26 protein-coding genes, 2 tRNA genes, 1 other RNA gene and 1 pseudogene are annotated in these 23,705 nt (G+C 33.9%); 7 read left to right on the plus strand and 23 right to left on the minus strand.

Features of this window, described 5'->3' with window-relative positions; translation table 11 throughout:
• Window position 1: 1 nt before the first annotated feature.
• From gatE to R1F52_03850, 12 genes and pseudogenes are all read right to left on the minus strand, one after another.
• On the minus strand, window positions 2-1,357 hold the full coding sequence (gene gatE, locus R1F52_03795) for a Glu-tRNA(Gln) amidotransferase subunit GatE (protein ID WOV93762.1): 1,356 nt from the start codon (window positions 1,355-1,357) through the stop codon (window positions 2-4).
• A gap of 2 nt (window positions 1,358-1,359) precedes the next feature.
• Window positions 1,360-2,586: pseudogene (gene gatD / locus R1F52_03800) on the minus strand (Glu-tRNA(Gln) amidotransferase subunit GatD).
• An 80-nt stretch (window positions 2,587-2,666) separates the two neighbouring features.
• Window positions 2,667-4,853, minus strand: coding sequence for a CDC48 family AAA ATPase (locus R1F52_03805; GenBank protein WOV93763.1), 2,187 nt, complete (start codon window positions 4,851-4,853; stop codon window positions 2,667-2,669).
• A gap of 74 nt (window positions 4,854-4,927) precedes the next feature.
• Complete coding sequence (locus tag R1F52_03810) at window positions 4,928-5,503, minus strand: hypothetical protein (protein ID WOV93764.1); 576 nt, start codon at window positions 5,501-5,503, stop codon at window positions 4,928-4,930.
• A gap of 62 nt (window positions 5,504-5,565) precedes the next feature.
• Complete coding sequence (locus R1F52_03815; protein WOV93765.1) at window positions 5,566-5,850, minus strand: hypothetical protein; 285 nt, start codon at window positions 5,848-5,850, stop codon at window positions 5,566-5,568.
• Window positions 5,847-6,059, minus strand: a complete 213-nt coding sequence (locus R1F52_03820; protein ID WOV93766.1) for a hypothetical protein — start codon at window positions 6,057-6,059, stop codon at window positions 5,847-5,849. Before R1F52_03820 ends, R1F52_03815 begins: the two co-directional genes overlap by 4 nt.
• Window positions 6,060-6,174: 115 nt before the next feature.
• On the minus strand, window positions 6,175-6,636 hold the full coding sequence (locus tag R1F52_03825) for an HD domain-containing protein (GenBank protein WOV93767.1): 462 nt from the start codon (window positions 6,634-6,636) through the stop codon (window positions 6,175-6,177).
• Window positions 6,578-6,829, minus strand: a complete 252-nt coding sequence (locus tag R1F52_03830; GenBank protein WOV93768.1) for a hypothetical protein — start codon at window positions 6,827-6,829, stop codon at window positions 6,578-6,580. The genes R1F52_03825 and R1F52_03830 overlap by 59 nt, the downstream gene beginning before the upstream one ends.
• Window positions 6,830-6,906: 77 nt before the next feature.
• Window positions 6,907-6,991, minus strand: a tRNA-Leu gene (locus R1F52_03835).
• 67 nt (window positions 6,992-7,058) lie between these two features.
• The gene (dnaJ, locus tag R1F52_03840; GenBank protein WOV93769.1) at window positions 7,059-8,102 is read right to left on the minus strand and encodes a molecular chaperone DnaJ; all 1,044 of its coding nucleotides are present in this window, start codon (window positions 8,100-8,102) and stop codon (window positions 7,059-7,061) included.
• A gap of 54 nt (window positions 8,103-8,156) precedes the next feature.
• The gene (gene dnaK, locus R1F52_03845; protein ID WOV93770.1) at window positions 8,157-10,160 is read right to left on the minus strand and encodes a molecular chaperone DnaK; all 2,004 of its coding nucleotides are present in this window, start codon (window positions 10,158-10,160) and stop codon (window positions 8,157-8,159) included.
• On the minus strand, window positions 10,153-10,761 hold the full coding sequence (locus R1F52_03850; protein WOV93771.1) for a nucleotide exchange factor GrpE: 609 nt from the start codon (window positions 10,759-10,761) through the stop codon (window positions 10,153-10,155). The genes dnaK and R1F52_03850 overlap by 8 nt, the downstream gene beginning before the upstream one ends.
• 166 nt (window positions 10,762-10,927) lie before the next feature.
• On the opposite strand from R1F52_03850, the gene R1F52_03855 reads away from it, so the two are divergent.
• Window positions 10,928-11,656: a 50S ribosomal protein L2 gene (locus R1F52_03855; GenBank protein WOV93772.1), complete on the plus strand. Its 729-nt coding sequence runs from the start codon at window positions 10,928-10,930 to the stop codon at window positions 11,654-11,656.
• A gap of 20 nt (window positions 11,657-11,676) precedes the next feature.
• Window positions 11,677-11,952, plus strand: coding sequence for an acylphosphatase (locus R1F52_03860; protein WOV93773.1), 276 nt, complete (start codon window positions 11,677-11,679; stop codon window positions 11,950-11,952).
• Window positions 11,953-11,960: 8 nt separating this feature from the next.
• On the opposite strand, the gene ffs is transcribed toward R1F52_03860, so the two are convergent.
• From ffs to R1F52_03875, 3 genes are all read right to left on the minus strand, one after another.
• An RNA gene (gene ffs / locus R1F52_03865) (signal recognition particle sRNA) lies at window positions 11,961-12,274 on the minus strand.
• A gap of 40 nt (window positions 12,275-12,314) precedes the next feature.
• Window positions 12,315-13,205, minus strand: coding sequence for a TIGR00269 family protein (locus R1F52_03870; protein WOV93774.1), 891 nt, complete (start codon window positions 13,203-13,205; stop codon window positions 12,315-12,317).
• Window positions 13,202-14,404 carry a site-2 protease family protein gene (locus tag R1F52_03875; GenBank protein ID WOV93775.1) on the minus strand — a complete coding sequence of 401 codons (1,203 nt, stop codon included), beginning with the start codon at window positions 14,402-14,404 and terminating at the stop codon, window positions 13,202-13,204. Before R1F52_03875 ends, R1F52_03870 begins: the two co-directional genes overlap by 4 nt.
• 43 nt (window positions 14,405-14,447) lie before the next feature.
• On the opposite strand from R1F52_03875, the gene cutA reads away from it, so the two are divergent.
• Window positions 14,448-14,765 carry a divalent-cation tolerance protein CutA gene (gene cutA / locus R1F52_03880; protein WOV93776.1) on the plus strand — a complete coding sequence of 106 codons (318 nt, stop codon included), beginning with the start codon at window positions 14,448-14,450 and terminating at the stop codon, window positions 14,763-14,765.
• On the opposite strand, the gene R1F52_03885 is transcribed toward cutA, so the two are convergent.
• Both R1F52_03885 and R1F52_03890 read right to left on the minus strand, forming a co-directional pair.
• The gene (locus tag R1F52_03885; protein WOV93777.1) at window positions 14,755-15,798 is read right to left on the minus strand and encodes an mRNA surveillance protein Pelota; all 1,044 of its coding nucleotides are present in this window, start codon (window positions 15,796-15,798) and stop codon (window positions 14,755-14,757) included. The genes cutA and R1F52_03885 overlap by 11 nt on opposite strands.
• A gap of 86 nt (window positions 15,799-15,884) precedes the next feature.
• Window positions 15,885-16,277: a hypothetical protein gene (locus R1F52_03890; GenBank protein ID WOV93778.1), complete on the minus strand. Its 393-nt coding sequence runs from the start codon at window positions 16,275-16,277 to the stop codon at window positions 15,885-15,887.
• A 226-nt stretch (window positions 16,278-16,503) separates the two neighbouring features.
• Here R1F52_03890 and R1F52_03895 point away from each other — a divergent pair, with 226 nt between their 5' ends.
• The gene (locus tag R1F52_03895; GenBank protein WOV93779.1) at window positions 16,504-16,932 is read left to right on the plus strand and encodes a secondary thiamine-phosphate synthase enzyme YjbQ; all 429 of its coding nucleotides are present in this window, start codon (window positions 16,504-16,506) and stop codon (window positions 16,930-16,932) included.
• Here R1F52_03895 and R1F52_03900 read toward each other — a convergent pair.
• The 6 genes from R1F52_03900 to R1F52_03925 all read right to left on the minus strand — a co-directional run bounded on the left by R1F52_03900 (window position 16,929) and on the right by R1F52_03925 (window position 20,964).
• A complete protein-coding gene (locus tag R1F52_03900) occupies window positions 16,929-17,096 on the minus strand; it encodes a hypothetical protein (GenBank protein WOV93780.1) in 168 nt (55 codons plus the stop codon). The two genes, R1F52_03895 and R1F52_03900, sit on opposite strands and share 4 nt — an antisense overlap.
• A gap of 4 nt (window positions 17,097-17,100) precedes the next feature.
• A complete protein-coding gene (locus tag R1F52_03905; protein WOV93781.1) occupies window positions 17,101-17,565 on the minus strand; it encodes a metal-dependent transcriptional regulator in 465 nt (154 codons plus the stop codon).
• Between the two features lie 2 nt (window positions 17,566-17,567).
• Complete coding sequence (locus R1F52_03910) at window positions 17,568-18,332, minus strand: helix-turn-helix domain-containing protein (protein ID WOV93782.1); 765 nt, start codon at window positions 18,330-18,332, stop codon at window positions 17,568-17,570.
• An 86-nt stretch (window positions 18,333-18,418) separates the two neighbouring features.
• Window positions 18,419-18,491: transfer RNA gene (locus R1F52_03915), tRNA-Gly, on the minus strand.
• A gap of 557 nt (window positions 18,492-19,048) precedes the next feature.
• Window positions 19,049-19,885, minus strand: coding sequence for a sugar phosphate nucleotidyltransferase (locus R1F52_03920; protein ID WOV93783.1), 837 nt, complete (start codon window positions 19,883-19,885; stop codon window positions 19,049-19,051).
• Window positions 19,882-20,964 (minus strand): DegT/DnrJ/EryC1/StrS family aminotransferase, encoded by a 1,083-nt coding sequence (locus tag R1F52_03925; protein ID WOV93784.1) that lies wholly within the window; start codon window positions 20,962-20,964, stop codon window positions 19,882-19,884. The genes R1F52_03920 and R1F52_03925 overlap by 4 nt, the downstream gene beginning before the upstream one ends.
• Before the next feature lie 664 nt (window positions 20,965-21,628).
• Here R1F52_03925 and R1F52_03930 point away from each other — a divergent pair.
• The 3 genes from R1F52_03930 (at window position 21,629) to R1F52_03940 (ending at window position 23,675) form a co-directional block, all read left to right on the plus strand.
• Window positions 21,629-21,892, plus strand: a complete 264-nt coding sequence (locus tag R1F52_03930; GenBank protein ID WOV93785.1) for a S6e family ribosomal protein — start codon at window positions 21,629-21,631, stop codon at window positions 21,890-21,892.
• Between the two features lie 150 nt (window positions 21,893-22,042).
• On the plus strand, window positions 22,043-23,308 hold the full coding sequence (locus R1F52_03935) for a translation initiation factor IF-2 subunit gamma (GenBank protein ID WOV93786.1): 1,266 nt from the start codon (window positions 22,043-22,045) through the stop codon (window positions 23,306-23,308).
• Window positions 23,301-23,675, plus strand: coding sequence for a twitching motility protein PilT (locus R1F52_03940; GenBank protein WOV93787.1), 375 nt, complete (start codon window positions 23,301-23,303; stop codon window positions 23,673-23,675). The genes R1F52_03935 and R1F52_03940 overlap by 8 nt, the downstream gene beginning before the upstream one ends.
• Window positions 23,676-23,705: the final 30 nt, after the last annotated feature.

A 23,705-nucleotide genomic window follows, 5' to 3' on the forward strand; every position in this document is an offset into this window, starting at 1 on the left:
TCTAATCCCATGATTTTGGTATGTTTTTTTTAGCAAATTCTATTCTGTCTTTTATTACTATAGGGTGAATATCTGTTTCTGGATACATTCTGGCAGCACCAGGTCTTGGTCTGAGGAATATGGTACTGCCCGTTTGTGTTGCAAGTCTAGTCTCAGCTGGCACTCCGTCTTTTGCTTGTTCCAGTCTATTGATTATTGCCCTTGTAACGATATCATCTTTTGATGATGGTATTGCTACTATCAACCAACCATCATTTTCTTTTACCCCCAAAGTATTTTTAATATGATTCACATCTTCTTGCTCAATTCCATACTTTGGGAGTTCATCAGAGTGAAATATTCCACCTACCCCAAAGAATCTAACAACTTGAGCGATTTCTGAGCCTAATCGTATATCTGGATATGGTGAAAAACCAAATATACCTTTGCCATTGTTTATCTTGATGGCACGTATCAAACATCCGTCTTTAAGTGATTTTTTAATTATCTTAGATTGACAATTTTTCATAATTTCAGTAATAATTTTTGTATCTTGGGATACGTTTGTCTTTGAATTTTTTATTTTTTCCGCTATGGATATCATTCCCATCTGTCTCTTCTCCTCAAATTCTATCACCTTCTCTAATTGCTCCAACTGTTGTACTCCTTTTACTTCTACAACATTACCTCCATCTACTGAAACGTTTACATCCTGACGTATACTACCAATCCCTCTTGCTACCATATTTGTTGATCTTAATAATCGTCCAACACTCAATGCAATCTCTCTTATTTCTTGTGGGTTCTTCGGATTTGATGGTTCTAGAGCAATTTCAAGTAGTGGTATTCCAAGTCTATCAAGACCAAATCTTCTTACAGTTCCACTAGTACCCAGATTTTTTGCAGCGTCCTCTTCAAGATAAATTGCCTGTACTCCAATACTTTTACCATTCATGTATTGTAATGTGCCACCCTGTGATACTAGCATAGTCCTTTGAAATCCACTAGTATTTGATCCGTCTATGACTATTTTTCTCATTGGATAAATTTCTGTAAATATTTTCGAGTTCATGGATGCAGCTATAATCAGCGCTAGGTCAAGTGATTTGGAATCCAATTCATGTGGTGGTTCTTCATCTTGTTCTACCAGACAACTTGAATGTGAATTTCCGTGATATTCTGTTTGCATATCCTTTGATCTTTCAAAAAGAGCAGCATTATCACGTTTTCCTGTTTCACTCTTGGCCACACGTAACCTTCTTTGAAATAAAATATCATACTCTTCGGATTCTGTTGGTTTACAGTTACAAAATAATTTACGCCCTGTGCTTAACTGTTGATGAATTTCTAATCCTACCATGAGGCCACTTTTTGTCATTTTCAATTTCTCCGAAGATTTATTTCAGATGCAATATTATCTGTCATCTGTTGTTTAATTTCAGATAAATCTTGTACATTACCTAAAACCCACATAAATTTTACCAATGCCACCTCTGGAATCATATCTCCAAGCGGAATTACGTCCAAATTCAAAAGATCTCTTCCACTCTCATAAACTGACATATTTATCGTACCATCGATACATTGCGATGTCATACCGACAAAGATTCCCTTTTCTTTAGCTGAATGTATACTAGAGTATAGTGTATCTCCAACGTGTCCCAATCCGGTTCCTTCAAATATGATTCCCTTACATGTACCTGATTCTATTGCGTGATTCAACATACTAGAATCATATCCTGGATGATATTTTACGAAAAATACTTTTGTGGATAATGCTATTTTTGGAGTATATTTAATCAATTCTGTCTGATAATTTGATTTCATCTCTTCATGATTAATCAAAAATGCTGGATCATCCCCTACTGTCTGAAATGCCCCTCTCTTACTGGTGTGATTCTTTCTTACCCTTGTACCTAAATGAAAAGCAATGACATCATCATTTTCATTTTGATGCATTGCAACAAATACACCTTGGACCTTTGAATTTGTAACAAATTTAGCTGCAATAATTAGATTCAAAGCAGCGTCTGATGATGGACGATCAGATGATCTTTGGGATCCGACCAGTACAATAGGTATTGGATATCCCTTTAAGGCAAATGAAAGAAATGCAGATGTGTATTGCATGGTATCTGTTCCATGTGCAACAATAATTCCTGCATAATCTGAAGACGCATGTTTGTCAATTTCCTTTGCAATCACTAACCAATCTTTTGGTACTATATTTTCTGAATACTTTGTCATCAATACTTTATAGTCTATATTTGCAATTTTCTCTAATTCTGGAATCTGTGCAATCAACTCTGAAATATCCAAAGTAGGCGTAACAGCACCTGTTCTGTAATCTATCCTACTTGCAATAGTTCCCCCCGTCGATATGATGAGAATTTTTTCAAGTTTACTGTCCATTTTTTTCTTGATATCTGGTACTATGCCTGTTCGCTTTTCTTCAATGATCTCCAACGACTCTATTTCAGATATATCTAGACCTATATTGTATCCATTTTTCAACTTTATCACAATATGGTCGTCTTCATTCTGCTCAAAACGTGCCATTAGTACTCCTGTATGAACAAGATCACCCTTTACTCTGACACGATCTCCAACCTTTACATTATTCTTTTTTAGAAATTCTCTAGCTTTTCANGAATAACCTGTATAATTTGTTTTATTCACTGACAAAGTTATCTATAATATGATGCAACAATTTTCTGACCCGTTTTCAAATCCTTTTGCTCTTTTACCTTCTTGACTGCACTTTCAAAATGTTTCATTGTAATCTTAGCATTCTCTGCATCTTTTTCTACTTTTTTAATATCATCTACACCTTCATCTAGGAATTCATGGATAACAAGTGATACTGCAGTATTGGCAATTGACGCCACATCAGCGCCACTCATACCATCCGTAATTTCTGCAAGTTTGTCAAAATCAATAGATTCTGAACTATTTTTCTCTACTACTGGAATATCTTTAGCGTTAATCTCTAATATGCTCTTTCTACTTTCTTTATCTGGTAAAGGAATAGATATGATCTTATCAAATCTACCTGGGCGTAATAAAGCAGAATCGATCATATCAACTCTATTTGTTGCTGCTAATACAACTACACCATGCATTGTTTGCATACCGTCAAGTTCTGTTAGCAATTGACTTACGACTCGTTCTGTAACGGCAGTTTCTCCTCCTGCACCTCTGATTGGAGCAATTGAATCAATTTCATCAAAAAATATTACACATGGAGATGCCTGTCTTGCACGTCTGAATATTTCTCTTATGCCACGTTCTGATTCTCCTACCCATTTTGATAATAGTTCTGGACCTCTTACAGAAACAAAGTTTGCCTCACTTTGTGTGGCAACAGCTTTTGCTAATAGTGTCTTTCCAGTTCCACTAGGACCGTGTAATAATATTCCACTTGGCATTTTGTGACCAAGTTTGGTATATAGTTCTGGATATTTCATTGGCCATTCTACGGCTTCTTGTAATTCTTGCTTTACTTTCTTTAATCCACCAACATCTTCCCATTTTACGTCTGGATTTTCTATAAAGACTTCTCTCATTCCAGATGGTGTTACTTCGATTAATGCTTTATGATAATCTGCACCATTTACAATTAATTTATCTAGTGTTTCAGGTGCTATTTTTTCATCTTCCAAGTTTAATTCTGGAAGTAGTCTTCTAAGACACTTCATGGCAGCTTCTTTACAAAGATATTCTAAATCTGCACCAACATACCCGTGACTTAATGCGGCCACTTTCTTTATATCTACATCATCGCCAAGTGGCATGTTTCTAGTATGTATTGAAAGTATATCATAACGACCTTTTTTATCTGGGACCTTGATTTCAATCTCCCTGTCAAATCTACCTGGTCTACGTAAAGCTGGATCAATTGCGTTTGGTCTATTTGTTGCAGATATGACAATAACTTTTCCTCGTGCCTCTAATCCATCCATGAGTGATAACATCTGTGAAACCACTCTACGCTCTACCTCGCCTGTAACTTCTTCTCTTTTTGGTGCAATCGAGTCAATTTCATCAATAAATATGATAGACGGTGATTTTTCTCTAGCCTCTTTAAAAATTTCTCTCAATCTAACTTCACTCTCTCCATAAAATTTACTCATAATTTCTGGTCCAGATATGCTAATAAAATGAGCATTACTTTCATTTGCAACAGCTTTTGCTAATAGTGTCTTTCCAGTTCCTGGTGGACCGTATAATAAAACACCTTTTGGCGCTTCGATTCCTAGTTTCTCAAAAATTTCTGGATGTCGTAATGGTAACTCGATCATCTCTCTTACTTTTCTTATCTCATCTGTTAATCCACCAATGTCTTCATACGTTACTTGTGGAACACCTCTTAGTGTTTCACCTTTTTCTGCTATTTTGAATACTGTTTTCTGAGTTACAAGGACTGCATCAGAACTTGGAGATATATTGATTACTTGAAATGTTAATCTACCACCAAAGTATGGAACCATGACATTATCTCCTTTTATCAGAGGAACACTTTCAAGTGCATCTGCAAGATATCTTTCATCAATAGGTGGTATTGTCTCTAATGGAGCTACCACAATTTTTTCTGCTCCAACTGCTTTTATCTTACGAACATTAATTGTATCACCAATTGCAATACCTGCATTATTTCTACCAAGTCCATCTATTCTTATGATGGACTTTCCTTCATCTGATGGATATAATGGTAGACATTTTGCAACTGTTCTACGTTTACCTTTAATCTCAATTACATCACCAGTTGATGCTCCCAAAGTATCCATTGAATCATAATCAATTCGAGCTACTCCTCTACCAACATCTCTTGTATATGCCTCAAGAACTTTGAGAGGCACACCATTTTCAGTCATATCATAAATACTTAATTTCTATTTTTTATATCTTTGGCACATTGGATCCATATTGGTATATATCTTAAATTCGTCTAATTTTGACTATTATCATCATTTTTGGCAAGAAAGCCGTTATCTTCTAATTTTTCAATTGCCCATTCAACGTCGTCTTTCTTAAAACCTGCATCTGGTTTTAAGTCTGTCAATTTCTCAAGTATGTACTCTGACGTATATTTCTCTAGATACCCCTGTTCTCTTTCTGCCCAAAAATGAACAGATGCTAGTAATTCTAGTTCTCTAGGGTTCAATCCTGACGAAAATTTTATAATTTCATCAATTTTTGCATTTACGTTCTCTGGTAATTTATCATATATTTTAGTTTCATCTTTAAATGTTAAGATCTGAGTGATTGCATTTTTCTTCCCTGTTTTTTCTTTCTCAACATTAATTTTTTCACTGTCTATTAGAAATCCTGCAATATTTTGTAGTTCTTTTGAAAATGGACCATAGTCTGCCCACTTGAAATAAAAATAATTCTCATTCAAATTAAAAAAATACATGCATTTTTGTAATGCTTTTTTCCCCAAAACCCCCCTTTTATTTACTCTTGAATTATCAGTTGCCTTTTTGATATATTGTAATATTATTGATTCATTTATTGTTAACATGTTATTTTCTCATCCATTCTATTAATAAATTATTATATTTAGTTTGTAGGTAATTATGTTATTCATACAATTCTCTCTGGTAAATTATAACCCTTTTCTTTAAGATAATCTTTTATTTTATCATATTTCTCTGGTATGATAAATCCCCTAATCATAACGTATCTGTTTTTAATAACATTTTGAATAAAGTTTGATCTCTTCTCAATATTTTCTATAAACTTATTATTTTTATAATATATGGGAATTCCACTTGAATCATAATCATCAACAGCGTATGCTTCCCTAGTATGATTCTCTATTAAAAATTCATGCCTACTAATATCAAAATCCTCTAAATCCTCTTTCACTCTCTTTCTAATATTTCCAACCTTGCATTCACATCTTTAAGTTCTTTATTTCTAATTAAAACTGGTGAATATATCTCCAAATATGGTTTTCTTTTTTTAATCAACGTAGCAATCTGTCTGACTCTTGGTAAATCAGAATCAAATACTTGATTTAAAAACCATCTATCGTCCTGTTCGATAAATTCTTTAATTGTATCACTACTCTTCAAATCTTCTAATCTTACATAATTGAATTTATTCTGAATCTTTCAATAATTCTCCACATTTCTCTAACATAAGTTCAAATACCATTTTTGTTTTATGAAAATATACTTGTTTATACATTTAATCTCTAGCAAAAATAAACTGTTCAATTGCTTCATATCCTCCCTCCAATATTACAAATTGATTATCTACTATTGCTGACTGATTTATTATTCTTCCTAAATCAAATTTACCATATGACACACCTGCGTAATGTGAATCTCTAAGTAAATAATCCATTCTATCTACGTCTAATTGTCCATTAATAATTTTACTAAGATAATTTTTCTTTGAATAACCATCAATCAATTCACTTACTTCTTTAGGATCAACACCAACTTTTTCAATTATATCAGCAAAATGATTTTCAATTAAATTTTTAGAATATTTTTCATGACTTTCCCCTAGTATCTTTTCTAATGAATGTGAAAATGGTGTATGACCAACATCGTGTAAAAGTGCTGCCATCCTTATCGTTTTTTTATCACGTGCTTCTAGGTTGATTCCATGACTTTTCTCTATATTTTTTTCCAATGATTCCATGACTTTTCCAGCTGATGTGCATAGCACCTAACATATGACCAAATCGTGAATGTTCAGCCCCATGATATACATAATTTCCTAAACTTAGTTGTTTGATATTTCGAGTTCTTTGAAACACAGGATCATCAATTATTGCTAGCTCTTCATCGCTCACATCTATGAAATTATGAATTGGATCCCGAAATCTTTTCAACAATTTTCATATATTGTTTATGTTTTTAAAATCACGGTATTATGTAATAACCTGATATTATCTAAATATTAATTATGTGCGGGAGATGGGATTTGAACCCACGAACTCCTAAGAGATAAGGATCTGAACCTTACGCCTTTGACCAGGCTGGGCGACCCCCGCAAGTTATCTGATTTATAATACAATAAGTTTCTTTAACATTATTTTATAATATATCATATTGAATGATTTATGACTTTTTAAAATCTTCCAACAATTGTTTTTGTTTTCTACTGAGTTTTTTTGGTATATTTACCTTGAGATGTACATACTGATTTCCTCTCCTCCCAAATCTCAAACCTGGTAAACCTTTTCCATTTAGAGTAATGGATTGAAATGGTTGACTACCTGACTCTATCCTAATCTTCGCTGTGCCCTCTATGGTGGGTATTTTAATTTCTGTACCTAGTACTGCATCAATCATATCAATCTCTGCATTATAATGTAAATCCGCATCATCACGTTTCAATTCTTTATGTGGCATTACATGAACACGTACAATTAGATCACCGTTTTGTCCACTAGTTACTCTTTCCCCTTCCCCTGGGACGGAATAATCTCCATCTGTTACTCCCGGTGGTAATGATATTGGCACATGTTTTACTCCACGAACTAGCCCTTTACCACTACATTTCCTACACGGATCATCAATCTTTTCACCCTGTCCACTACATCTCCCACATGCAGATTCAGTGATAAAAGATGCAGGACCCATTCTACGTGTCTGTCTCACTTTTCCATATCCATTACAACTAGAACACTTACTCTTTGATGTTCCTGGACGACATCCTGTGGCATCACAATCAGGGCAGCTCACATTTTGATCTATGTCTATACTGGTATTCTTTCCATGTAGAACATCCTCTAACGATATAGACATTTCATACAACATATCTGCACCTCGTTGACCACCAGTAAATCCAAAACCTGTAAAATTCTTGAATATGTCTCCAAAAATGTCACCAAAATTTGCATTGCCTCTGAATACATCTTCACCACCGAATTGATTATTCATGCCATCATGACCATACTGATCATACACTTTGCGCTTTTCTGAATCTGAAAGTACAGCATAGGCTTCAGAAATTTCTTTAAAATGTATAGATGCGTCAGATGACTTGTTACGATCTGGGTGAAATTTTAATGCTAATTTTCTATACTGAGATTTTACATCTGCCGGCGAACTAGACTTGTTAACTCCTAGTACTTCATAGTAATCACGCTTTGCGCTCATAGAATCACTCTAGTTTTTTTATATAATTTGTATTTTATCATAGAATACAAGTGATTATTTCTTTGTGGAATCATCATCTTGCATATTGTCTGTCTTGTCATCTTCACTAGACCCTTGAGAATCTGTTGTATTTTGTGTATCGTCTGTCTTCTCTTCACCAGGTGTTCCTTGTGAGTCCTTGGCACCAGTTGTACCTTCAGCACCAGGTGTTCCTTGTGAGTCCTTGGCACCAGTCGTACCTTCAGCACCAGGTGTTCCTTGTGAGTCCTTGGCACCAGTTGTACCTTCAGCACCAGGCGGTGGTGTTATATTTTTGTATATTTCTGTTGTAATTTCATTTACTATTTTTTGTAACTCCTCTAATTTTGACTTTATCGTGTCTACATCTTTGTTTAATACTTCTTTAAGTTCTCTTATAGCGTCTGTTATTTTGATACCTTGCTCTTGTGTTATCTTATCCTTGAATGTATCACTAATCATCTTCTCTGAACTATAAATAAATCCCTCTGCCTCATTTTTAATGTCAACACTGTCTTTCTTTTTCTTATCTTCTTCTGCAAACTCTTCAGCATCTTTCTTTAATTTTTCAATTTCGTCATCTGACATTTTTTTATTAGATTCAATTGTTATTTTTGCCTCTTTTTGTGTTCCTAGATTTTTTGCTGTTACTTTGATTATACCGTTTGCATCAATATCAAATTTAACTTCAATTTGTGGAACACCTTTTGGAGCTGCAGGCAAGTCGGTGAGATTAAAACTACCCAAAGATACATTATCTGCAGCCATGGGTCTTTCGCCTTGAACTATGTGTATTGTAACTGCTGTTTGGTTATCTGCAGCTGTTGTAAATGTCTTGGATTTTGATGTGGGTATTGTAGTATTACGCTCAATCAATGGTTCACGAACACCACCTAGTGTTTCAATGCCTAATGTTAATGGAGTGACATCCAACAATACGATATCTTTTGTTACATCACCCGAAATGATTCCTGCTTGAATTGCTGCACCTATAGCAACTGCTTCCATTGGATCTACTCCTCTCTCTGCTTCTTTGCCTATTATTTTACTGACAAATTGTTTCACTAGAGGTATTCTTGTGGGACCTCCAACAAGTACAATTTTATTTATATCTGCATTTTTGATCTTTGCATCTTCTATTGCCCCTACTATGGATTCTTTACATCCCTCCACAATGGGATTGATCAACTCTTCAAGTTTTGCTCTAGTCAATCTCAATTCTAAATTCTTTGCCCCCGTTGATGAATCCTGAGCAATGAATGGCAGATTGATATCTGTCTCCATAACATTAGACAACTCTATCTTTGCTTTTTCGGAAGCCTCTTTAATACGCGTCATGGCTGTTGAATCTTCTAAAAGTGATATACCTTCTTTCTTCTTAAATTCATCTACAATGTACTCTATCAACACTTTATCCATATCAGTACCACCCAATTTTGTATTGCCAGAAGTACTAACTACCTCAAATACACCACCTCCCATTTCCATTATTGTAACATCAAGAGTTCCTCCACCAGGATCAAATACTAAAATTCTCATATCTTCCTTAGATTTATCTAGACCAAATGCCAATGATGCGGCGGTAGGCTCATTAATTATTCGAACAACATCTAATCCTGCTATGGTTCCTGCATCTTTTGTTGCTTGACGTTGATTATCATCAAAATATGCTGGAACAGTAATCACTGCTTTCTCTATTGTATCCCCCAAAAATGCTTCAGCATCTTTTTTAATCTTTTGTAAAATGAATGACGATATTTGTTGTGGTTTGTACTCTGTATTGTTAACCTTGAATGTATGATCTGTTCCCATCATTCTCTTTGCAGCCATAATTGTATTATCTGGATTTGTTACTGCCTGTCTTCTTGCCGGTTCTCCAACTAAACGTGAACCGTCTTTTGTGAATGCCACAATAGATGGAAATGCTTTGCCACCTACAGTAACCCCTTCTGCCGCTGGGATAATGGTGGGTTTTCCGCCCATCATAACAGCAGCAGCTGAATTACTTGTTCCTAAATCTATACCAATTATTTTACTCAATTTTATCATCCTTTTTTGCTATTTTTACTAGAGATGTCCTTAATATTGTATTTTTATAAGTGTAACCTTTACGCATCTCCTCAACAATCGTGTTTTCCTCTAAAGATGAATCATTAACGGATGCTATTGCTTCGTGAAAATTAGGATCAAACATCTTCCCTTGTGTTTCAATAGGAGTTAGAGAATTATTTTCTAAAAATTTATTCATATTTTTTAACATAGATGATAATCCATCAATATTGACATTCATTTTTTCATATGTATCTTTTGCACGTAGCATATCATCATATATTACTAAAAAATCTAACAAAATTTTTGATACAATATTATTTACATTGTCTGAAATCATAGTATGTGTTTTTTTTTCAAGATTTTGAAAATCTGCCAATGCAAGTTTGAATTTATCTTGATACTCACATGATTTGATTTTTTCAGCATCTAGTTGCTCTTGCAAATTATCAATTTGTTTATTTATGTCATTTTCTCCATCAATTTTTACATCCACATTAGATTCTTCTTGTGTATCTACTTTTGTTACATCTTGTTCATCCACAAATTCCTCTGATACCTCTAAATTGTCTTTCTGTTCCATCTTTTCCATGTAATTACAAAATCTAATAACGCTAATTTTATCTTATGCACATATAGCCGAGTCATCTATAATCTGTTTACTGATTCTTTGTTTACACCTCATTTACGTGATAATTCCTCGCTTATGCCTAACATACACACACAAGATTAAAATCCATATTCTTATTTGCTAATTTATGGGAAAGAGACCACTAGTTAGAAGACGAGGTCGCGGAGGTATGCAGTTCCGTGCTGCCAACACTGGCAAACTCAAACCAGCTGTTTATCCTACTTTCACTCTTGCAGAACAACATCAAGGTACTGTTATTAATCTAGTGCATGAACGAGGTAGAGATGCACCACTTGCAAAGATTCGTTTCGAAGATGGCTTTGTATCTTTTGTACCTGCTATTCTTGGACTTGGTGTTGGCTCGGTATTGAACTTTGGATTAAAATCAACAATTAATGAAGGTAATGTAATAAGCGTACAAAATATTCCAGACGGGACAATTGTTTGTAATGTGGAGAGACATTTTGGTGATGGTGGATCACTTGTAAAATCTGCAGGCGGCAACGCAATTGTATTTTCACACGGTGATGATGGTGTCACCTTAAAACTCCCATCTGGTAAATTTATAAAATTAAATCCAAAAAACCGCGCAATGATTGGAACTCTAGCTGGCGGTGGTGCATCTGATAGACCGTTCATGTCCGCTGGTGGTAAATGGAGACATTTTAAATCTAGAGGCCAAAAATATCCAATTGTTCGTGGTGTAGCACAAGCAGCTTATGTACATCCACACGGTGGAGGTAGACATCAGCATGTGGGTCAAAGTTCTACAGTTTCTCGTGATGCGCCTCCTGGTGCAAAGGTTGGAAGTATAGCTGCTCGAAAGACTGGTAGAGCACGATTAAAAAAACGATAGTAACTTCATTTTGAATTTACATGACGATTCGTATTCATATTTTGATAAATGGTAAAGTTCAACAAGTCTTTTTTAGACAATCCCTCAAGGCTACTTGTATCAAAAATAATGTAACTGGATGGGTTAAAAATTTGCAAGATGGCAGAGTTGAATCTACACTGGAAGGTAGTGATCTCGATGTCATGCGTGTTGTAGATTGGTGCAGTGTTGGTCCTACAAATTCCAGAGTAGAGTATGTAGATGTGAGACATGAACATTTTACTGGCGAATTTAATACCTTTGAGGTATTATACTAAGAATAGTGGTAGCAGATCTGATGATTCCAGTCAAAAGAACTAGTCTCATTTCAAGATGTGTAAGATCCGCCACGTTGACGAAGAAGCGTGGATGCTCTATCTTAGAATTGCCCCCTCCCGGATCTCATCCATTTCGACAGTTCGAATCTATACGTCATCCCTTCGGATGACTCTGATTCTGCAACCACCCGCTTCGGCGTGATTTCATTTCCACCCATCAAGCGAGTACTAACTCTCTTGAGATTTATTCATCAGTTACTGATCTCTGCATATAGCCGGTTTCAGAATAGGGCACGGCTAGCACCCCAATCCTACCTGCTACCATCATTACTGACATGATTAGTGTTATATTTGCATTAGGTCTATGATCTCAAATTTCTTAGTGTCTTACATACAGAACATACCTGACCGGTACATTCTGCATTACAAATGCTACATCTGACACTTTTTTTTGTTATAGGACTCGATAATTTGCCAATAGATCGATATAGATTATTCTTAATCCCAAAGTGGTTCTCCTCAAGTTTATTTAGCATCTCTCTGATCTCCGTGCGTATTCCCTCATTCATATGAGGACAAGATTCTGTTTGAAATGGAATATTATTTGTAAATGCATAAAATACAATCTCTGATTCATAAATCTCACAAAATGGTTTGATCTTTATGGGTTTTCTTGTACTATTTGTAAAACCAATCCTACCTGTATCCCCTGCTAACATGTTGATTAGAAATGTTTGTAATGAATCATCTAAATTATGTCCTGTTGCAATTACATCTGCATTTATTTCCGCAGCTGCTTGATCCATAACTCTTCGTCGTAAAACACCGCAAATAGAACACGATGATATTTTTTCTTCTCTTTTTTCTAGCGCCTCGTCTAGTGTTAAATCAAACATGTCCTTGTATGAATATGTACTGTGCTTCACGTTTATTGATCTACAAAAATTATCTACTATCTTCAATGCTTCTTGTCGATATATGGGAATTCCTTCATCTATTGTAAATGCCTCTATTCTAAAGTTATGTGCTCTGGACATTTTTTCAAGAATGTGCAGTAACGATAGAGAATCTTTTCCACCAGACACTGCAACGGCAACAGAATCATCGTGTTTAATCATTTTATATTTTGAAATTGTTTTTGCAGTTTTACGAAGTATTGAATGTGAAAAACACTCTGAACATAACCTCTCCCCTGAATATCTTCTTACGTACGCTGAATTATTATCACATTTTTGACATTTCTCATTTATCAAATCGTAAACCATCCGGATTTAATATATGACAATGCTATATTTAGTCCAAATATCAGAAAAGTGAAAGCATAGATTCCAAACATTACACCTTTGAGCATTCCATCTGACATTTTTTTCTCTATTATACTATAGACGAATTTCCCACCATCTAATATTGGTAAAGGTAACATGTTGATTATTCCTATAAAGAATGAAATCATCCATAACCATAAAAGAAATAATGACAGATGGTGATTATCCCATGTTATATAATCAAATACAGGGGTAAATGCTAGTGAGCCATCTCTCATAATTCCTACTATTCCTCTGTCTGGATCATCTGGTGCAGATATTATTTCCACAGGAATTTGTAGTGTGTCCTCGCCCCTTAGAACAGATATTGTATTGGTATCTCCAGGAATCAGATCTATTTTTTGCATATCTATGGGCGTGCGTATCGTATAATCATCAATTCCTATAATGATATCATTTGTTAGAATACCTGCACTTTCTGCGCCAGATCCTTCAATTACTGATAATACTGTAACGCCATTTGTAACATCATAAAATGTGCCCAAAATGGGTTCTGGTAAAACAATGGCAAATAATGGATTTGTTAATAGTATGACTCCTAACGCAAGTGCAAATATTACGTTTGCAGTAGCCCCTGCTCCTATAACACGAAGTTTGGATATTCTTTTTGCTTTATCAAATTCCTCTTCATCTGGTTCAACAAATCCTGCAAATACAGCAATGAATACTGCAAATCCTCCAGTTTTTATTTTAATTTTTTCCAACGCCGCTACTATTCCATGAGCTCCTTCGTGTACAATCAGTACGATTGGAAGTGAGAGAAGAAAGTATGCGATTGCTGATGCTGATGTTAATGTAACACCGGGTATCAATACAGTTAATTCTGAAAATTCTGTTGGTACTAGGAAGAAATTTGTTATATTATTTATTAAAAACCAAAAAGCAAATCCCATCATTAAAAATCCTGCTACAACACTAACATCTGCAAGTACTCGAATTCCTCTCTTTGTTCTACCAAGTATTCGAATTAAAATGTCATACACTTGAGTATTTTTATAAACTAGACTATATGGTTTGATCTCAAAACCGTGGTTTTGTAACTTGAGGGCTTTTGCGGCAACGATGATTCCAACCCATACTATTAGTACATAGATGATCGCATTATTTGTTATAAAGTCTAACTCCAACTCAAGTGCTAGTTTTTTTAATTACGGCAATTTATCACTTACTATGGAAAAACCATCTATGATCATATCCACATATCCGACCAAAGTGACTGCGGACAGGGCCATCTCACATCTAGTTGGTGAACGCCTAGCTGCATGTGCCAATATTATTCAAATTTCTTCGACATATTGGTGGGGCGGAAAGATGGAGCAAGCAGGTGAATATCTAGTAATTTACAAAACTACTCAAAAAAACAAGAAAATATTACAAGAACAGATTGCCAAACATCATCCATATGATACACCAGAAATTGCAGAGATTGATGTTACATCAATAAATGATTCTTACATGCAATGGCTTGTAGATTCAACTACTCTATAGAATATCTGAGTAAAGATATCATACCACCGAGTCCAGATACACGCATTCCGATATCTGTTGTATTATCCACTCCATATGTAATGACACCGTTATTTTCTGCATCATTTAATAAATTAATCACTTGTTGTTCATCATGTGTTTGTATTATTTTATCTGAAAAAATAATAGATTCTACTGCCCCTAATTCATTTGCTTTTTTTGTATCATCAATCCCCATGGTAAATCTTTTACTCTTTTGACCTGCTAGTCGAATCACCTGTTCAATTATTTTATGAACACTTGCTAATTTTGTATCGGACATAATGTTTGACATTACCTCTGATTTTACAAATATGTGTATACCATCCTCACCTGCTGAATCTATCCCATCTATTATTTCAATTTTGATTTGTTGTGTTTCCAACTTTTTACCCAACAATTTTTTTGTTTCACCGGGTCCAAAAATAACTATTCTGTTTCTATCCTTTGAAATTTCTTGTATGATACCTTGAATCTCTCTTAGATATTTTTCCACATCAAAATCTGATTTGTAGCGTTTACCACTAGCCCCAGAATCTACATTAGGTAATATGTCCAAATGTACACCATCGAGTTTAGCAATACCGCATTCTCGTCTATCTATTGCAATCAAAATATATTTTTGCGTATGCTGATTTGATTTTAGTCTCTTTTTTTCTATTGGGTGCCAATTTTGCTTTGTGATCTTTACTCGCTGATTAATCTTTAGAGATAATGAATGATGCCCACTCTTTGCCAAATCCTCATTACTAGTCTCCTGTATTGTTCCGGTAATTCGTAGTCTATCCAACATTGCATCTAGAGATAATTTTTCTACCTGCAAAACTATTCGTACCCTGATTCGTTCTCCCTTGTCTGGTCTAGCATTTACTTTATCACGTTTTAGTACCCGTGTTGTATCCGCTGTGATTATATCCCCCTTTGTAATTATTCGGCGCAAAATTATTAAATCATCGGGATCTTCAGCAGATACCCCAACAGATAATTTATCTATCCATTTCGTAATCATCATCATTCATTATATCATTCATTATTTTAGTCAAATGATCATATGTAATTTTTCTATAAAATGATAAAAATAATTAGGAATAAAATAACTGTCTAATTTTTACGTATTTGTTGGGCATAATCTTCTATCCATTCTAATGTAAGTATACCGCATGCTGCCAAATTCTTCACTGTATTCTCTGATGCTTCTCCTATTACCTTACCTGAGAATTTTTGAATTTGTCTCCAATTGAGTTTTGTATTTCCACTTCTAGAATTATAAATTATTCCTAGTATGTCTCTTGCATTAACAAAAGTGATGTCTCTGATCTTTTTTATTGTAACCTTGTCTGCAGCCTCTACATAGATTGCTCCAAGCTTGTCTTCTCTTTCTGGAAAAATCTCATTATCATCTACATAACTTTCAGGAGCAAATGATTTGCATGTACTTGTCATTATGAATCGCCTGAAATTTTCTAGTGATGTGGATGTGTCTATTTTGACCATGCGTTACGTATCATAGTGATCCATATCAAGCTTTTTGACCAACTATCTCAACTGTTTGTCATGCCCAAGAATGATGTACAAACTCCAATTTAGAGTCATACCCTGAAAGATTAATTATACTAAATTTTATAATATCTTTGCAGGTGCTGATGATGCTATCCCTATGATTGATGATATGGATTTTGAGTTCTGAGCCTGCATTTGGATTTTTATTCTAGACGTACAGATGCAAACTGTGAAATCACTTACCGAGTATCTTACATTTAATACTAAAACACGTTACGCATTCATCAATATTACTCCAAAGATAGAAAAATTGATCAAATCTAGTACTGTGCAAGAAGGTCTATGTCTTGTTAATGCTATGCATATAACGGCAAGTGTATTCATTAATGATGATGAACATGGATTACACAAAGATTATAAAAAATGGTTAGAGAGACTTGCCCCTCACGATCCCATATCTGATTATTCACATAATGATACAGGTGAGGATAATGCCGATGCTCATCTTAAACGCCAAATTATGGGAAGAGAAGTTGTCATTGCGATCACTAAAGGAAAATTAGATTTTGGTCCATGGGAACAAATCTTTTATGGTGAATTTGATGGTAATCGTGCAAAACGAGTATTGGTAAAAATTATCGGTGACTAACCAAAGTCTGTCTCGCGTTTTTGACTCTGTTCAACGTTCTTTCTGGCCATTTCTCTATACTCGTCATCATGATTCTGTCTGCCGTGTGAGCAATTTACACAGCCAATTTTAAATCCATTTTTGTCCTTTACAAATTCTTTACAACCACAAAAACAAGCCATCATTCATCTACTCCTTATCTATATTACTCATCTGACAACATTCACCCATAGGTATATCGTAGTCATGTGGACATTTTCGTGGATGATTCAACATGGTACATAATGCGTTGGTAAATTGATTCTTCATATGATGCTCTATACCACATACCATCTCCTCATCAATTTCTACTTTGAGTGCATCTCTCATTAGTACCTCTAATAATCTACTATTACGCATCATTAATGATCCAATTTTCCTTCCCTCCTCAGTAAGTTCAACTTCTGCCTTGGTGTAATTTACTAATTTTTTCCCACGTAATTTTTTAAGCATTTGTACAACACTTGGCTGTCTAATGTTTAACATCTTTGCAATACTACTAATCTTCACATCTTGATTTTTTTCTTTGAGACGCCATACTGCTTTTAGATACATCTCTATGTGCTCTGCCTCAGCAGTTCCTACAAATAGTACTTCTTCATTCAAAGCTTCCATTTCTATACTTTCTTTGAATCATTTAATAAGTATTCAAAGTATTCTCTAGCAAAGTTTGCCAACCCTGGGTGTTCTGCCCATATTGCGACAGACTCTTCTATATTTTTAGAGTGTGAACCTAAGAGTATCATGACATATCTCTGATCTGAAATAATTCCTCCAGCAAACAAATCTTTTTTAATTTTTAAATTTGACAGTCTAGATACTGCTTTTAAAAGATCTTTATCATAATCATTTGTTATCAATGTAGTAATCTCTATTCCTTTATCAGATAGTAATCTGAGTTTTGGTAATGCCTGTTTTATCAGTTCACTATCCACCATACTTGGCAGTGCAATTAAGATCTCTTTATTACAAGATTCAACTATTTCTGACATTTTTACTAAAATGTTAATTCCTCCTGAAATTACTAGAATATTTGGTCGCTCACTAATTCCTTTCTTTTTGTATATTGGCATCAATTCTTTGAGTATCATTTCTTTATTTTTTTTAAATAATTCCTCCGTCTCTTGTTGTATGGTGTTCACCCCTGTCTCTGGTGAATTTATCATGTAAATTGTAGGTCTAGAATCATCAGATTCTATCCAACTCTTCTTCTCTAGCATTCCAAGTATCTCGTAAATCTTTGAATATGGCACACCTGATCGTTTACTAATATCTGACGCAGTACTTTTTTCCATTTCTAGTAATGTCAAGAATGTTTTAATTTCATAGCTTGTCATTCCAATCTGTTCTAATGCGTTTCTAGTTGTATTCGATATGGCCATTCTTTGAAATATTTATTTAAATATTTAAAGATCACATTATTGATAGTGTAATTCTCTGATTAACTGTAATAATTTATAATTAACAATGCGGAATGCGGGATTCGAACCCGCGACCTTCAACTTGGGAAGCTGACGTCATACCGACTAAACTAATTCCGCATACTACACATTATACCACCCTACTAAAAACAATAATTACTAGATTATCCTAAAATTTTAGGCTCATTCTTTAATTAAGCATGAATTGTATACCTGAAAACAATTTCATTTCTGATCCAATATTGGAGCAACTCTTCTGCAGATTATCCTATATTTTTTGTCATGATAACTCTATTTTGTTGTGCCGACTTGGTTGCTAATTCTGCGATTCTTACAGTTCTATAACCTATATCTGCATTGGTTATTGGTTGTTTTCCTGTTTTTACCAATTTTTACATTCTCATAAATAATTACATTTTTTGTTTCATAGTATCTTTTGATTGTTTTTTCATAAATTACTTTGTATGAGCCTACCTATACTAGTATGTAAATTGTTTTTAGTGAAAAAATCCAACTTGCATCACAACTTTTTAAACATATGATACATTACATTAAAAATAACATAACAGAATTACAACAATTACTCTTTGTAATTCTTACCTGTTTGATACATGGAGGGTAAGAATTGAATTACATATCAGATACGACAAAATGTATCTATAGAGTAGACTCGTACATTATTTTTTATTAAAAAATTGATATGAAGTGTTAATTGAATCTACATAGTTTTCTGGAATTCCAACATCAATTCTTTTTTCGTTGTTTTTTAATTTCACTGCAATAGCATTTCCATTACTAATTATTGATTTTACTGCATCTGCAAGACGAATCTCTCCTTTTTTATCTGGTTTGGTCTTTTTCAGAGTCTTAAAAACTGAACTTTTAAAAATATAGATGGCAATCACTGCCAATTTTGATTTTGGTTTTTTCGGTTTTTCTTCGAAACTATCAACCCTGATGATTCCCTTTTTGATCTCGTTGCCTTGAATTACACCATATGATTCTGGATCACTTATTTCTGTTACTAAAAATGCCACATCTGCATCATATTCAAAAAATGCTTTTTCCAATCTTTGTAAGTGGTCGTTGTTTGGAGATAGTATAACATCATCTCCTGCATGAAGCAAAAAATCATTATTATTGACAAAAAATTTTGATTTTGCCACAGCATCTCCAAAACCACGAGATACTGATTGTTGGACATAATTTATGTTACTTTTGCCAACTTTTTGAAAAAAAGTTTTCATCGCAGCATTATTTTTCAGTTTATTTTTTTCTGATATCAAAAAGTGATCTTCAACATTTCTTTTTCCTCTGCCAACAACAAAACAAAAATTGTTTATGCCAAAATCAAATATGGATTCATAAATTACTTGTAAGATTGGTTTTAACAATATCTGATTTTTATTTTTTGCATAAATTGGCATCATTTCTTTTGAATTCTCTTTTGTAAATGGTAATAATCTAGTTCCTGTCCCTGCAGCTGTTATGACACATTTTTTTATTTTATTCATACTTGTTCAAAAAATTTGTTGATGTTTTTTATGACGTACCTTTGTTGATTGTTAGATAAACTTGGAAACATGGGAATTGATAAAGTTGTATTTGCAATTTCTTCGGTTATAGGTAATTTGATTTTGTTATATCTTTTGTAGACTGGTTGTTTATGAATTGGTATTGGATAATGAATACCTGTGGGTATACCTCTTTCTTTTAGAAATTTTTGTAATCTACTCCTAAATCTAGTTCTAATTGTATACATATGGTATACTGGAGTTGCCCATTTTTCAACTTTTTGAATTATAACATTTGAATTTAATTGTTCATCATAAATTTTTGCCACATTTCTTCGAGATGTATTGTCTTTCTGCAATTTTTTTAACATTACATTGCCAATTGCAACTTGATTTTCATTGAATCTTAGATTATGCCCCAAAATTTTGTGGAGATATTTGTCTGTTCTTCCATGATCTCTTGACATTTTAATTTTTTTTATAAGATTTGAATTGTTTGATGTGACGATACCTCCATCTCCACACACTGTTAGATTTTTAGAAGGATAAAAACTAAAACATGCTACATCTCCAAAAGAACCCACCGATTTATTTTTATATTTTGCACCATGTGCTTGTGCTGCATCTTCTATAACAAACAAGGATTTTTCTTTTGCAATTTTTTTTATTTCATTCATATCTGCTGGGTGCCCATACAAATGAACAGGAATAATTCCACGAGTTTTTTTTGTTATTGCCTCCTCTATTTTTGTAGGATCAATTGTATAATTTTTTTTATCTACTTCTACAAATTTTGGTATAACTCCTAGCATAGATACTGGCAAGCTTGTTGCAATATATGAGAGAGAAGGTAAAATGACCTCATCGCCTTTTTTAACTCCTAATCCTAATAGTGATAGAAATAATGCAGCAGTGCCAGAATTGACGCATGATGCATATCGTACTCTACAAAATTTTGCAAATTCATCCTCAAATTTTTCAGTCTCCTTATCTAGAATGAACCTCTTTGATTTTAGTACGTTATTTACTGCTTTTGTGACTTTGTTGTTTATTTCAATGTTAGATAGTGTGACTTTCATATACATTGTAAAAATATATTCTGTATTATTAGATGTATGTCATCAAATCTTTAGCTGATTTAGATATAAAATATAACTGTAATATGATCTGGGCATAAAAGCCAAATGAATCTAAAATTATACTCTTGACTCAAAAATTATTAGACTAGACCTAGTACATTTTTTATATTATTAATAGCACTAGTCGTAGACTTGTAGTTTTGGTGTCATTTTACGTGTAAGAATCAATGTTGTGATATACATTATATATATAGTTTGAATACATACAAGAATTATGGATGCAAGATGTCCTGAATGTGATAAAGCTGCAATTCTTGATGATGATATTACTAGTGTGAAATGCCCTCATTGTAATTTTCAATCCAGTTACGATGAATATATTGAAATTATGAAACAAAATGCTATCAATATGGTTACTGATTATATTCCTAAACGTTCTGGCTTCTAATTACCAGAAACTTCCCTTATCTGAACAATCTAAATGAGATCCACAATTCATACATTGCATATGACATGTCTGAATACTCTGCATTTTAGAATTACATTTGGGACACATTACATATTCCTTTAACTGTTCTATTTTTGATTTATCTTTATTATTCATCTATGTACATTTATGTATAATACCAAAGTTAATTAATAGTTGTCAGTGTCCAAGTAATACTTGGCTAGCTTTAAATTAACAATATCTGATAAAAAAGGAAAATCCATTACTAAGGAACTTAAAGATTCTGATGCAAATCAGCTAGTTGGTTTATCTATTGGCTCAGATACTGATGCATCCGTCGTGGGATTATCTGGAACTATGTCCATTACAGGTGGTAGTGACACATCTGGAATTCCAATGCGTAGTGATTTACACGGTTCAGCGCGTAAATACATACTACTCTCAAAAGGTGTAGGATTACAGGATGTAGAAAAAGGTTAACGTGTACGTAAATTAATCTGTGGTAATACAATATCTGAGGAAACCTATCAAATAAACTGTAAATTTGATGGTGAACTACCAAAGGAAATTTCTCCTGAACCAGAAAAAAAAGATGAATAGGTTAATAGCCTGATCTCTTAAATCATTTCTATGAGCTGGTGTGAATCATTACCTGATTGGTATATTAAAAAATATGGTAGACAGTCTTGTGTAAATATTGGCACTTCAGGACAAGTAGATCATGGTAAAACCTCTATCATTAAACTTCTTACTGGTACATGGACAAGTGTTCATAGTCAAGAATTAAAACGTGGGATTACAATAAGAGTTGGATATTCAGACACTCCTATCTATAAATGCAAATCTTGTAAAGATACGCTTGGTTATTCCACTAAACCAAAATGCCTCAACTGTGGTAAAGAAAGTGAATTGACTCGAGTAGTAAGTTTTGTAGATAGTCCAGGACATGAAAGTTTGATGGCAAATATGCTATCTGGTTCAGCTCTCATGGATGGTGCTATGCTAATCGTAGCTGCCAATTCAAAAATCCCACAACCTCAAACTAAAGAGCACCTCTTAGCACTCGATACTCTTGGCATAAAACAGATCGTACTAGTACAAAATAAAGTGGATCTTGTATCGTATGAAAATGCTCTTGAAAATTATTCTGATCTTGTTAAATTCGCTCAAGGAACCGTCACTACCGACTCGCCTGTAATTCCAATCTCTGCTCAATCTGGATTGAATCGCTCTGCCTTAATTGCAGCACTAGAATCTACTATTAAAACACCACAAAGAGAAGAATCCGCTGACCCAATAATGCATGTCTTACGTTCCTTTGATGTCAATAAACCTGGGTGTAATATTGAAAAGATCAAGGGCGGTATAATAGGTGGTAGTCTTGTACAAGGTAGTCTAAAGATAGATGATGAGATTGAGATTAAACCTGGTTTATATGATGAACGAAAGAAAACATACATTCCACTTACAACAGATATTATTTCTCTTGGAACTTCTGGTGGTATTGTAGATAATATTAGACCCGGTGGACTTACTGCCATAGGTACAAAATTAAATCCATCTCTTACTAGAAGTGATTCTTTTACTGGCTCTGTCATTGGTAAACCCGGTACGCTTCCGGATGTATCTGCAACTGCTACATTTTCTATTAAATTATTTGATTCAGCTGTTGGATTTGGTGTTGATGAAATCAAAGTCACACCAATCAAAATGGGTGAACATCTTAGGTTAAACATAGGGACAGCTCCAATCTTATCCACTGTATCCAAAGTAAAAAATGACACAATTACAGTTGCATTACGCCGTCCTACTTGCTTGTTTAAAGATGGACGCGTAGCCATAAGTCGTAGAATTGCAGATCGATGGAGACTTATCGGTGCTGGATTATTTGGTTAGTATAATCTGTGATACTAGTTTTCTTATATCACTTGCAACTCGTAGAATAAAAAATCTAGATGAATCTATAACTGAAATCGGACAATATGAATTTGTTATTCCTAAATCTGTTATGTTAGAACTTGAACATTTGATAAATAATCCTAAAAAAAGTCGTCAAGCTACTAGTGCATTAACTCTAGCAAAACAATTCAGTATTGATTCTTCCATTATTAGGATACCTGCAAATCATTCTATAATTAATTATATCAAAAAGTATGGTGGTATAGTAGTGACACTAGATCGTGATTTAAAAAATAATGTTCGNAGTGCAGGGGGTTCAATAATGTCTTTGTATAATGATAGAATAATACTTGAAAATCAGTAAAATTTATTTTGAGGAATTTATCATAATATG

This window comes from Nitrosopumilaceae archaeon AB1(1) (assembly GCA_033471095.1).
GTDB lineage: Archaea > Thermoproteota > Nitrososphaeria > Nitrososphaerales > Nitrosopumilaceae > Nitrosoabyssus > Nitrosoabyssus spongiisocia.

What these genes read in the sequence shown, in the direction of transcription:
- R1F52_03810 (WOV93764.1), bottom strand. Translation starts at nt 5,503, where the DNA reads ATGTTAACAATAAATGAATCAATAATATTACAATATATCAAAAAGGCA.
- R1F52_03855 (WOV93772.1), top strand. Translation starts at nt 10,928, where the DNA reads ATGGGAAAGAGACCACTAGTTAGAAGACGAGGTCGCGGAGGTATGCAG.
- R1F52_03935 (WOV93786.1), top strand. Translation starts at nt 22,043, where the DNA reads ATGAGCTGGTGTGAATCATTACCTGATTGGTATATTAAAAAATATGGT.
- dnaJ (WOV93769.1), bottom strand. Translation starts at nt 8,102, where the DNA reads ATGAGCGCAAAGCGTGATTACTATGAAGTACTAGGAGTTAACAAGTCT.
- R1F52_03900 (WOV93780.1), bottom strand. Translation starts at nt 17,096, where the DNA reads ATGATGGCTTGTTTTTGTGGTTGTAAAGAATTTGTAAAGGACAAAAAT.
- R1F52_03890 (WOV93778.1), bottom strand. Translation starts at nt 16,277, where the DNA reads ATGGTCAAAATAGACACATCCACATCACTAGAAAATTTCAGGCGATTC.
- R1F52_03860 (WOV93773.1), top strand. Translation starts at nt 11,677, where the DNA reads ATGACGATTCGTATTCATATTTTGATAAATGGTAAAGTTCAACAAGTC.
- R1F52_03850 (WOV93771.1), bottom strand. Translation starts at nt 10,761, where the DNA reads ATGGAAAAGATGGAACAGAAAGACAATTTAGAGGTATCAGAGGAATTT.
- R1F52_03910 (WOV93782.1), bottom strand. Translation starts at nt 18,332, where the DNA reads ATGGCCATATCGAATACAACTAGAAACGCATTAGAACAGATTGGAATG.
- cutA (WOV93776.1), top strand. Translation starts at nt 14,448, where the DNA reads ATGGAAAAACCATCTATGATCATATCCACATATCCGACCAAAGTGACT.
- R1F52_03920 (WOV93783.1), bottom strand. Translation starts at nt 19,885, where the DNA reads ATGAATAAAATAAAAAAATGTGTCATAACAGCTGCAGGGACAGGAACT.
- R1F52_03895 (WOV93779.1), top strand. Translation starts at nt 16,504, where the DNA reads ATGCAAACTGTGAAATCACTTACCGAGTATCTTACATTTAATACTAAA.
- R1F52_03905 (WOV93781.1), bottom strand. Translation starts at nt 17,565, where the DNA reads ATGGAAGCTTTGAATGAAGAAGTACTATTTGTAGGAACTGCTGAGGCA.
- gatE (WOV93762.1), bottom strand. Translation starts at nt 1,357, where the DNA reads ATGACAAAAAGTGGCCTCATGGTAGGATTAGAAATTCATCAACAGTTA.
- R1F52_03925 (WOV93784.1), bottom strand. Translation starts at nt 20,964, where the DNA reads ATGAAAGTCACACTATCTAACATTGAAATAAACAACAAAGTCACAAAA.
- R1F52_03885 (WOV93777.1), bottom strand. Translation starts at nt 15,798, where the DNA reads ATGATGATGATTACGAAATGGATAGATAAATTATCTGTTGGGGTATCT.
- R1F52_03825 (WOV93767.1), bottom strand. Translation starts at nt 6,636, where the DNA reads ATGGAATCATTGGAAAAAAATATAGAGAAAAGTCATGGAATCAACCTA.
- R1F52_03805 (WOV93763.1), bottom strand. Translation starts at nt 4,853, where the DNA reads ATGACTGAAAATGGTGTGCCTCTCAAAGTTCTTGAGGCATATACAAGA.